The organism is Dyella sp., assembly GCF_035685885.1.
Taxonomy (GTDB): Bacteria; Pseudomonadota; Gammaproteobacteria; order Xanthomonadales; family Rhodanobacteraceae; genus Dyella.
In genome coordinates, this window is record NZ_DASRZX010000151.1 from 1 (window position 1) to 10,039 (window position 10,039).

Genomic DNA, 10,039 nt, shown 5'->3' on the forward strand with positions numbered 1-10,039 from the left:
CGGCGTACCGATCGCACGTTGCCCGAAAATCAACTCACGCACTTTGTGGAAGCGCGGCAGCGCGCGGCGGTAGTACGCCACGAACACCGGCACGTTCGCCTGGCGCCCTGCCTGGATGATCGCCTCGCATTCGGCGTGATCCATCGCCATCGGCTTTTCCACGTACACCGGCTTGCCGGCGGCAATCGCCATCAGCGCGTACTGCTTGTGCGTGGAGGGTGGCGTGGCGACGTAGACCGCGTTCACCTCAGGATCGGCGATCAGCTTTGCCGCGTCGTCGTACCAGCGCGGCACGCCGTGACGCTCGGCATAATCGCGCGCCTTGTCGCTATCGCGGCGCATCACCGCCACCAGCGCGGAGTTCGGCGTCTTGCTGAAGCCCGGGCCACTCTTTACCTCGGTGACGTTGCCGCAACCGATGATGCCCCAGCGGATCGCTGCCGTTGTCATGTGGTCTTGAACTCCTTCTGCAGGAACTGCTGGTGATAGGCGTGGAATACGTTCACCTCCGGGTGACGCGCGCGCTCCACCAGGTGCGCGCGCAATGCCTCGCGCACGCACGGCTCCAGTGAGGCGAGATATTCCAGCGTGTACTCGGTGTGGTCCAGCACCCCGAAATGCAGCGTCGGCGCGTGCTCTGCGGAATGAAAACCCATGTGGATGGTGATGCGCCTATCCTTCAGCACGCCGCCGTAGCCACGATGCACCGCATAGTTGTTGTAGAACACTGCCTCGCCCGGGTTCAGCACGATCTGCCTGCCTTCGCCCAGCTCGGGTGCATCCACCGGCGCCATCTTCTCGGTATTGCCGAAAATGGCGCGCTCTTCGGCGTTGAGCTGACGACGGTGACTGCCCGGCACGATCCACAGGCAACCGTCCGTGGTGAGCGGCATGTTCATCTGCACGTAGTTGTAGTGATAGTCCGGACTGAACCAGCTGGGGTCGACCTGGTCGTCAGGCACCTGCAGCACATCGCGATGCCAGCCCTGCCGATAGTCGACGCCCGCCTCACCGTAGAACAGCGACGCACCATCGACGACGATCCGCTCGCCCAACAGGTCATGGCATACGGCGAGGATGTCTTCGTTGCACACGATGTCCTGGATGCCGCGGATCGCCTTGCCAGGCTGCAGGAATTGCAGATTGCTCATCTGCTGCGTCTCGCCGCGCTCGCGGCGCGAGGCCTCCACGGCCGACACGTAGCGCGCCACGCTCGCCTCATCGAGGGTCTGGCGGATCAGGTAGCCCTGTTCGCGGAAGAAGGCGCGTTCGGCATCGCTGAGCACGGACGGGCGTAGCGTGGGTTGAGTCATCTCTGGCACCTGGCTGGATACGAAAGGACGTGGCGTTTACGCGACAGGACGCAGCTGCAGGCGCAAGTCATCACCCAGCACGCGACGATCCACGGTACGCAGTTTCCAACGAGCCGCCATCTCGGTCAGTGAAGGCAATCCCAATAGCGGCCGCGCCGCGTCGCCCAGCAGCACAGGCGCGATGTAGAGCAGCAGTTCGTCCACCAGTCCTGCGGCAAACAGCGAGCCGCACAGGCTGGGGCCGGCCTCAACGTGGAGTTCGCTGATATGGCGGCGAGCGAGTTCGTCCATCGCCGCTTGCAAGTCGATGGCACCGCCCTTTTCGGCGACCACCACCCGCTGGGTGGCCTGGAAGCGGGGATCGACCGGCGCGTACTGTTCGTTGTGCAGCACCAGCGTAGGTGCCGTGCCGTCGAGCACATGACTGTGCGAGGGCGTGCGCAGTCGGTTGTCGAGCAGCACGCGCCAAGGCGGCGTAAAGGCTTCGCCTTCGGGCAGGCGCACGGTCAGGCGCGGGTTATCCGCCAGCACCGTGCCCGAGCCGGTGAGAATGGCCGAACTGCGCGCGCGCCAGCGCTGTACGTCGGCGCGGGCGGCCTCTCCGGTGATCCACTTGGATTCGCCATTGGCCAACGCGGTACGACCATCGAGGCTCATGGCGAGCTTCACGCGCACCCATGGCCGTCCGCGTTCGATGCGACTGAAGAAACCGATATTGAGTTCACGCGCCTGCTCGCGCATCAGGCCGGTGTCGACCGCGATGCCGGCATCACGCAGCTTGCCGATGCCGCGACCCGCCACCTGCGGAAACGGATCGTCGGCAGCGATGACCACGCGGGAGACACCTGCCGCGATCAGCGCATCCGCACACGGCGGCGTGCGCCCATGATGCGCACAAGGTTCCAGTGTCACGTAGGCCGTGGCGCCACGCGCGCGTTCACCGGCTTCACGCAGCGCGAACACCTCAGCGTGCGGTTCACCGGCGCGCTGGTGGAATCCCGTGCCGACGACGTGTTCGTCGCGTGCGATCACGCAACCAACGCGCGGGTTGGGATGCGTGGTGTACAGACCTCGCTCGGCCAGGCGCAGGGCGTGCGCCATGTGGGTGTGGTCGATGGCGGAGAAGGTTGGAGTCATGGGGCCGCCTGGCGTGGCAATACGCGCAGTTTATGCGCAGCCCGTGCTTTTCTGTAGGAGCGCACCCAGTGCGCGAAAAGCCAACGGAGCGAACCCGCCCAGGCGTTGCGATCGCGCACTGGGTGCGCTCCTACAACAAGGCCAGCCGATGGTCAGGACTTCTTGCGCCGCGCGACGCTCTCGCCCAGCAGCGACAGCTGCAGTGCTTCCAGTTCCGGCAGGTCGCGTTCCAGCTTTTCGATTTCCTCGCGGAACGCCTGCACGTCCTCGAACTTGCGGTAGACCGAGGCAAAGCGCACGTACGCCACCTGGTCCAGCTTCTTCAGTTCACGCATCACCAACTCGCCCACCTGGCGCGAGGGCACTTCGCGTTCGCCACAGCGGCGCAGGTCGTTGACGATTTCGCGCACGGCCGTGTCCACCGAGTGCGTGGGCACCGGACGCTTCTGCAGGGCTCGCTCGAAACTCACGCGTAGTTTGTGCTCGTCGAAAGGCTCGCGGCGCTCACCGCTCTTCACGATGGTGGGCAGCTTGAGCTCGGCCGTTTCGAACGTATTGAAGCGCTCGCCACATTTCGGGCACTCGCGGCGACGACGCACGGTGGCACCGTCCTCGGCGAGGCGCGAGTCGATCACGCGGGTGTCTTCGTGCTGGCAGAAAGGGCAATGCATGGCTTAAAGAGTGCGCCGTTTTGCGGAAAAACGCACCAAGGCAAGGCCCAGCACGAAGAGCAGTGACCAGCCCAGATACAGCCCATTGAACGTGAATTGATGCGACCAGTAGGCGTCGCCCATCGCGCGCGCGGCATCCCTCAAGCTGCTTTGGTAGACGACGTGCGCACGGCGTGCGGCGGACCACGCCATCGCCACAGGCGCGACGAGCGCCCCCCAACGCAGCCACGGAGAACGCGTCTTGACCCATCCGGCGCCATCACGCAGAAAGCCCACCACCAGATACCAGATCACGATCACCGAGGGCAGCATCAGCGAAAGCAGCAGGATGGACAGCAAGGCGCGCACCTGTGAAGCCATGTCTGCCGGCCAGCCCCTGGGCAACATCATGGGGGACAGCGCCAGGGCAAACAGCACCGCCCCCGTCAACGGCAAGACGTAGACGAGCGCGAACAGCGCCCCGCCGGCCCTGAAGATCGCCGAAGGAGCGCCGTGGCTATCAGCCATACACCGGGAACTTGTGGCACTGCGCGGTGACCTTCTCGCGCACCTTGGCGATGACGGCGTCGTCGTTCGGCGCGTCAAGCACGTCGCAGATCCAGTTCGTCAGCTCAACCACATCCGCTTCCAGATAGCCGCGGGTGGTGATGGCCGGCGTGCCCACGCGCAGGCCCGAGGTGACGAATGGCTTGCGGGGGTCGTTCGGCACGGCGTTCTTGTTGACCGTGATGTGAGCCTTGCCCAGCGCTTCTTCCGCGTCCTTGCCGGTGACGTCGCGACCGATCAGGTCCACCAGCATCAGGTGGTTCTCGGTGCCGCCGGAGACGATCTTGTAGCCGCGCTCGATAAGCGTGCTGGCCATCGCCTTGGCGTTCTTCACGACCTGCGCCTGGTAGGTCTTGAAGGCCGGTTCCAGTGCTTCCTTGAAGGCCACCGCCTTGGCGGCGATCACGTGCATCAGCGGACCGCCCTGGATGCCGGGGAACACGATCGACTGCAGCTTCTTCTCGATCTCTTCGCCGGCATCCTTGGCCACGATGATGCCGCCGCGCGGGCCGCGCAGCGTCTTGTGGGTGGTGGAGGTGACCACGTGCGCGTGCGGCAGCGGGCTCGGGTACACGCCCGCGGCGATCAGGCCGGCGACGTGGGCCATGTCCACGAACAGGTAGGCACCGATCTTGTCGGCAATCGCGCGGAAGCGCGCCCAGTCCATCACCTGCGAGTAGGCGCTGAAACCGGCGACGATCATCTTCGGCCTGTGCTCCAGCGCCAGGCGCTCGACTTCGTCGTAATCGACCAGGCCCTGCTCGTTCACGCCGTACTGGATGGCGTTGAACAGCTTGCCCGATACATTGACCTTGGCGCCGTGGGTGAGGTGGCCGCCGTGGGCGAGGCTCATGCCCAGGATGGTGTCGCCGGGATTGAGCAGCGCGAGGTACACGGCCTGGTTGGCCTGCGAGCCCGAATGCGGCTGCACATTGGCGTAGGTGGCACCGAACAGCTGCTTGAGGCGCTCGATCGCGAGCTTCTCGGCGATGTCCACGAATTCGCAGCCGCCGTAGTAGCGCTTGCCCGGATAGCCTTCGGCGTACTTGTTGGTGAGCACGCTGCCCTGCGCTTCCATCACGCGCGGGCTGGCGTAGTTCTCCGAAGCGATCAGTTCGACGTGATCTTCCTGGCGACGTGCTTCGTCGGCCATCGCCTGGGCCAGTTCATTGTCATAACCGGCGATCGTCTCGTGCTTCGGGAACATCCTGACCTCGTGGGGTTGGCTGCAGGGATTGGAACGGGAAATTGTAGCGGCCGTGTGCTAAAGGGGCCACCGCCGGGCACTTGCAAGCCATTTTCGTACAACGTACCGTACATCGCACGCAACCCAATCCATGGACCTCGCCATGCTGATCGTGCCGTCGCGCCCCAAGGCGTACCCGAAGTCGATGCTGCGTCCGCTGTACTGGCTCGCCTGCTCCGTCGCCCTGTTTCTTCCCACGGCCGGATTCGCCTCGGACGTGACCGGCGTGGGCATCGCCGCCATCCAGATTCCCGATCCGGTAAGCGGCAAGCTCACTGATGGCGAGGTGTTCTACCCCTCGATGGAGGCCACGAATGGCACGGTGGCGCTGGGTCCGTACAACGTCGCCGCCACGCCCAAGGCGCCCGCCATTCCCGGCGCCAAGCCGCTGGTAATCCTTTCTCACGGCAACGGCGGCAGCGACCTGGGCCATCACGACCTGGCCACCTACCTCGCCAGCCACGGCTTCGTGGTTGCCACGCTCAACCATCTGGGCGATTACTTCCGCGACACCAGCGGCGTGGGTCGTATCGAAGTGCTGGCGGGACGACCGATCCAGGTGAAATCGGCCATTACCACGCTGCTCAACGACCCACGCTGGAAACCGCTGATCGATCCGAACCGCATCGGCGTCGCCGGCTTTTCCGCGGGCGGCTACACCGCGCTGATGCTGGCCGGCGCCAAGCCCCGCTTCGTCCGCTTCATCGCCTTCTGCAACAAGTATCCGCAGGACAAGGATGTGTGCGGCCATCGCAGCGAGTTCGAGGCATCGGCCGCCAAACAGGGCAAGACCATGGAGCAGGTGCTGGACGACATGCAGGGCCAGCTGGGCCGCTATGGCGACACCGCTGATCCGCGCGTGAAGGCTGCCTTCGCGATGGCGCCGCTCAGCCTGATCTTCGACGGCCAGAGCTTCGGCAACGTGCACATTCCTGTTTACCTGTACTACGGCGAGAACGACCGCGTGCTGCCGCCCGAGGCCAACGCGAAGCACATCCAGCCACTGGTTCCCACGCTGGTCGGCGTAAAGGAAATCCCGAAGGCCGACCACTGGGTATTCCTGCCGCCCTGCTCGCCCGAACTGGCGAAGGAAATCCCGGCGATGTGCAGCGATCCGGAAGGCGTGGATCGCGCCAAGGCCCACGCGCAGATCAACGCGGACGCGCTGGCTTTCTTCCGCAAGACGCTGGACGTGCATTGACGTGCCCAGGGCGCTGAGCGAGCAGGAAACCGAAGCTTTCCGCGAACGCATCTGCGAAGCGGCGGCCCGGCTGTACGTGGAAGAAGGCCCGTCGGCGGTCACCATGCGCCGCATCGCCGCCGAGCTGGGCAGCGGCACGATGACCACCTACCGCTACTTCGCCAATAAGGACGAGATCCTTACGGCAGTGCGAACGCGCGGCATGCACCGCTTCTCCGACGCACTGGAGCGCGCACTCGAATCGCCAGGCGACGGACGCCAGCGCTCGCGCGCCGTGCGCGACGCCTACATCGCCTTCGCGCGGCAGAACACGGCCACCTATCGGCTGATGTTCGAATACCCCGAATCCAACCGCGACGATCCTGACTATCGCCAGGCGCATGAACGCATGTGGCGCACCGTGGCTGCGCATGTAAACGTGTTGATTGCAGAAGGTGCGGTGGATGCTGACCCGGCAATTCTCGGCCACCAGATATGGGCAGCCTTGCATGGCGCGGTGATGCTGGAAATCGCCGGCTTGCTGCCGGCAGGCTACGACGTAGCGTCGCTGCATACGCGTACCGTGGCGGCGTTGTTTGAGGTGGCGAGGCCTAAGGGGTGAGGGTGTGGGGGATGAGTAGGACAAACATCCGTTCCCGGCCCTCTCCCAGAGGGAGAGGGAGCGAAGCCGCTTCGTTTTATGTCCTCAGTACTTCGACGCGTTGCGGAGTAGCGGCGTCGTTTGAGGGAGTAAAGCCACGAGCTGTCGATGCTTCAGTCGACAGGCTTGTGTCCGGCGTAGTGCTGCCAGCTCTTCAGGCCATTTTCTTTGGGCCACGTTTCTTTTGGGCCAGCAAAAGAAAGGTGGCTCGGCGGCCGGCAGGACGTCGAAACGCCCGCTGCGTCCCACAGGGACTTCCTTCGGTCGTAAGCGGCACGCTGGCGGAAGCATCGAATCGGAAAGCCAAGAGCAAAAGTCCTGGATGGCTCGCTACGCTCGCCCCTTCGGGGCGGCCCTACGGGCGTTCTGCGCGCTTCGCGCTTGTCCTGCTTGACCAGCCTTCGGCTGTTGAAAAGCGCCTCGCATGAATGACGAGTAGGAAGGGTCCAGGCGAGATGGATCGCGCACTGGGTGCGCTCCTACAGGGGGAGATGCGCGGCGCCTGCGCGCCACCGCCGATACCATCACATAGCTGATCACCATCAGCAGCAGCCACGCACCGAGCTTGCCCAGCGGCACCATGGCCCAACCATGACGCTGCGCCGGATAACGCCACGCCGCCGCAAACGTGCCCAGGTTTTCGGCCAGCCAGATGAACAGCGCCACCAGCACAAAGCCGAGCAGCAGCGGCATGCGGCGATGGAGGTCGCGTATGCGAAACAGTATCCACGTTCGCCCGAACAGCCACGCCAGCGCCAGAAACAGCAGCCAGCGCATATCCGGCAGAAAGTGATGCGTGAAGAAATTCACGTAGATCGCCAGCGCCAGCCACGCCGTTGCCGCGAGCGGTGGATGCCGCACGAAGCGGAAATCGAACAGCCGCCATGCCCGCGCGATGTAACTGCCCACCGCCGCGTACATGAAACCGGTGAACAGCGGCACGCCTCCGATACGCAGCACGGAAGGCTCGGGATACTCCCATGAGCCCATCGCCGTCTTGAACACCTCCATCGCGGTGCCGACCACGTGGAAGGCGAAGATCACCAGGGCCTCGTCCCGCGTCTCCAGCCCTGTTGCGATCAGCACCACTTGCAGGGTCAAGGCCGCGAGCACCAAAAAGTCGTAGCGCGCCAGCCAGGCATCGCCCGGATACCACGCCCACGTACCCAGCAACAGCGCCAGCATGCAGCCACCGAACAGGCACGCCCGCGCCTGCTTGAGGCCAAAGCAGACCAGTTCGTGCAGCGCCACCGCCCAGCGGCCATGCCGGCCTGCCCAGTGGACCGCCTGCCCGTCCATGGCTGCGACCCGCTTCAGCAGCGAGGTCGCCTCCAGCGTGCCGGTAGCCGCCATGGGGCTCTCCGTGGGGAAAAGCCCAGCCTCGCCGGACCGGCTGGCGCCCCCGAGGCCGGGCGTGGCACGGCGCGGGCAGGAACATTGCGGGAGGCAGGCGGGACAGTCATCGGGCAGCCGCCGCAACCCGCTATAATGCGTGGTTTGTTACCCACTCTGACGCACCCGCCAGCCTTGCCGGCCGGTGTCGTGCACGCCGCCGGAGGCTCCATGCAGTACATCTACACCATGAACGGGGTCAGCAAGATCGTTCCCCCCAAGCGCCAGATCATCAAGGACATCTCGCTGAGTTTCTTCCCCGGCGCCAAGATCGGCCTGCTGGGCCTGAACGGCGCGGGCAAGTCGACGGTGCTGAAGATCATGGCCGGCGTGGACAAGGACTTCCAGGGCGAAGCGCGTCCGCAGCCTGGCATCAAGGTCGGCTACCTGGCGCAGGAGCCGCAGCTCGATCCGGAGAAGACCGTGCGCGAAGCGGTCGAGGAAGGCGTGTCGGTGATCCTCGATGCGCAGAAGCGCCTCGAAGAGGTCTATGCCGCTTATGGCGAAGAAGGCGCTGACTTCGACAAGCTGGCCAAGGAACAGCAGGAGCTGGAGAACATCCTGGCGGTGAACGACGCCCACGCGCTGGAGCGCCAGCTGGAAGTGGCCGCCGACGCGCTGCGCCTGCCGCCGTGGGACGCCAAGATCGGCCCGCTGTCCGGTGGTGAGAAGCGCCGCGTTGCGCTGTGCCGCCTGCTGCTGTCCAAGCCCGACATGCTGCTGCTGGACGAGCCCACCAACCATCTGGACGCCGAGTCGGTGGATTGGCTGGAGCAGTTCCTGCAGAACTATCCGGGCACCGTGGTGGCGGTCACCCATGATCGCTACTTCCTCGAGCACGCCGCCGAGTGGATTCTCGAACTCGATCGCGGCCGCGGTATTCCGTGGAAGGGCAACTACACCGATTGGCTGGAACAGAAGAGCGAGCGCCTGGCCCGCGAAGAAGCCGCCGAAAAGGGGCGCCAGAAGGCCCTCGCACGCGAGCTGGAGTGGGTGCGTTCGGCCGCCAAGGGCCGTCAGTCCAAGGGCAAGGCGCGTATCAACCGCTTCGAGGAACTGAACTCGGTCGAGTACCAGAAGCGCAACGAAACGAACGAGCTCTACATCCCGCCGGGCGAGCGCCTGGGCCAGGAAGTGATCGAGTTCAAGAACGTGTCCAAGTCCTTCGGCGACCGCCTGCTGATCGACGACCTGTCGATGAAGATTCCGCCGGGCGCGATCGTCGGCGTGATCGGCCCGAACGGCGCTGGTAAGTCCACGCTGTTCAAGCTGATCACCGGCCAGGAAAAGCCTGACCAGGGCGAAGTGAAGCTCGGCCACACCGTGCAGCTGGCCTATGTGGACCAGTCGCGCGACAGCCTCGATCCGAACAAGAACGTCTGGCAGGAAGTCTCCGACGGCGCCGACATCATCACCATCGGTCGCTACGAGCTGCAGTCACGCGCCTATATCGGCCGCTTCAACTTCAAGGGCACCGACCAGCAGAAGATGGTCGGCAGCCTGTCCGGCGGTGAGCGCGGTCGACTGCACCTGGCCAAGACCTTGATGCAGGGTGGCAACGTGCTGCTGCTCGACGAACCGTCCAACGATCTGGACGTCGAAACGCTGCGCGCGCTGGAAGACGCCATGCTGGAATTCCCGGGTTGCGCGATGGTGATCTCGCATGACCGCTGGTTCCTCGATCGCATCGCCACGCACATCATCGCGTTCGAAGGCGACTCGCATGTCGAGTTCTTCCCCGGCAACTACAACGAGTACGAAGCCGACAAGAAGCGCCGCCTCGGCGACGAAGCGGCCGGCCCGCATCGCGTGAAGTACAAGAAGCTGGCGTAAGCGAGCTCCTGCTCCCTCTCCCCTCCGGGGAGAGGGCTGGGGTGAGGGGTCACGGCTTGC

The 10,039-nt window shown here is 64.8% G+C and carries 10 protein-coding genes; 3 read left to right on the plus strand and 7 right to left on the minus strand.

The window, feature by feature from the left end:
* From VFG49_RS17330 to glyA, 6 genes are all read right to left on the minus strand, one after another.
* A partial coding sequence (locus VFG49_RS17330; protein WP_324862858.1) for a Gfo/Idh/MocA family oxidoreductase occupies nt 1–450 on the minus strand: 450 nt, incomplete at its 3' end.
* Nucleotides 447–1,313, minus strand: a complete 867-nt coding sequence (locus tag VFG49_RS17335; protein ID WP_324862860.1) for a phytanoyl-CoA dioxygenase family protein — start codon at nt 1,311–1,313, stop codon at nt 447–449. The genes VFG49_RS17330 and VFG49_RS17335, both read right to left, overlap by 4 nt.
* Before the next feature lie 36 nt (nt 1,314–1,349).
* The gene (gene ribD, locus VFG49_RS17340; protein WP_324862862.1) at nt 1,350–2,450 is read right to left on the minus strand and encodes a bifunctional diaminohydroxyphosphoribosylaminopyrimidine deaminase/5-amino-6-(5-phosphoribosylamino)uracil reductase RibD; all 1,101 of its coding nucleotides are present in this window, start codon (nt 2,448–2,450) and stop codon (nt 1,350–1,352) included.
* 152 nt (nt 2,451–2,602) lie between these two features.
* Entirely contained in the window at nt 2,603–3,121 is a 519-nt protein-coding gene (gene nrdR, locus VFG49_RS17345; protein ID WP_324862864.1) for a transcriptional regulator NrdR, read from the minus strand.
* 3 nt (nt 3,122–3,124) lie between these two features.
* Nucleotides 3,125–3,628 (minus strand): hypothetical protein, encoded by a 504-nt coding sequence (locus VFG49_RS17350; RefSeq protein WP_324862866.1) that lies wholly within the window; start codon nt 3,626–3,628, stop codon nt 3,125–3,127.
* Nucleotides 3,621–4,874, minus strand: coding sequence for a serine hydroxymethyltransferase (glyA, locus tag VFG49_RS17355; protein ID WP_324862868.1), 1,254 nt, complete (start codon nt 4,872–4,874; stop codon nt 3,621–3,623). The genes VFG49_RS17350 and glyA overlap by 8 nt, the downstream gene beginning before the upstream one ends.
* Before the next feature lie 142 nt (nt 4,875–5,016).
* Between glyA and VFG49_RS17360 the strand changes: the two genes are divergently transcribed.
* Both VFG49_RS17360 and VFG49_RS17365 read left to right on the plus strand, forming a co-directional pair.
* Nucleotides 5,017–6,114, plus strand: coding sequence for a hypothetical protein (locus VFG49_RS17360; RefSeq protein WP_324862870.1), 1,098 nt, complete (start codon nt 5,017–5,019; stop codon nt 6,112–6,114).
* 1 nt (nt 6,115) lies between these two features.
* The gene (locus VFG49_RS17365; RefSeq protein WP_324862872.1) at nt 6,116–6,715 is read left to right on the plus strand and encodes a TetR/AcrR family transcriptional regulator; all 600 of its coding nucleotides are present in this window, start codon (nt 6,116–6,118) and stop codon (nt 6,713–6,715) included.
* A 369-nt stretch (nt 6,716–7,084) separates the two neighbouring features.
* Here VFG49_RS17365 and VFG49_RS17370 read toward each other — a convergent pair whose 3' ends face one another.
* Nucleotides 7,085–8,107: a DUF817 domain-containing protein gene (locus VFG49_RS17370; protein WP_324862874.1), complete on the minus strand. Its 1,023-nt coding sequence runs from the start codon at nt 8,105–8,107 to the stop codon at nt 7,085–7,087.
* A 210-nt stretch (nt 8,108–8,317) separates the two neighbouring features.
* Between VFG49_RS17370 and ettA the strand changes: the two genes are divergently transcribed.
* Nucleotides 8,318–9,979: an energy-dependent translational throttle protein EttA gene (gene ettA, locus VFG49_RS17375; protein WP_324862876.1), complete on the plus strand. Its 1,662-nt coding sequence runs from the start codon at nt 8,318–8,320 to the stop codon at nt 9,977–9,979.
* Nucleotides 9,980–10,039: the final 60 nt, after the last annotated feature.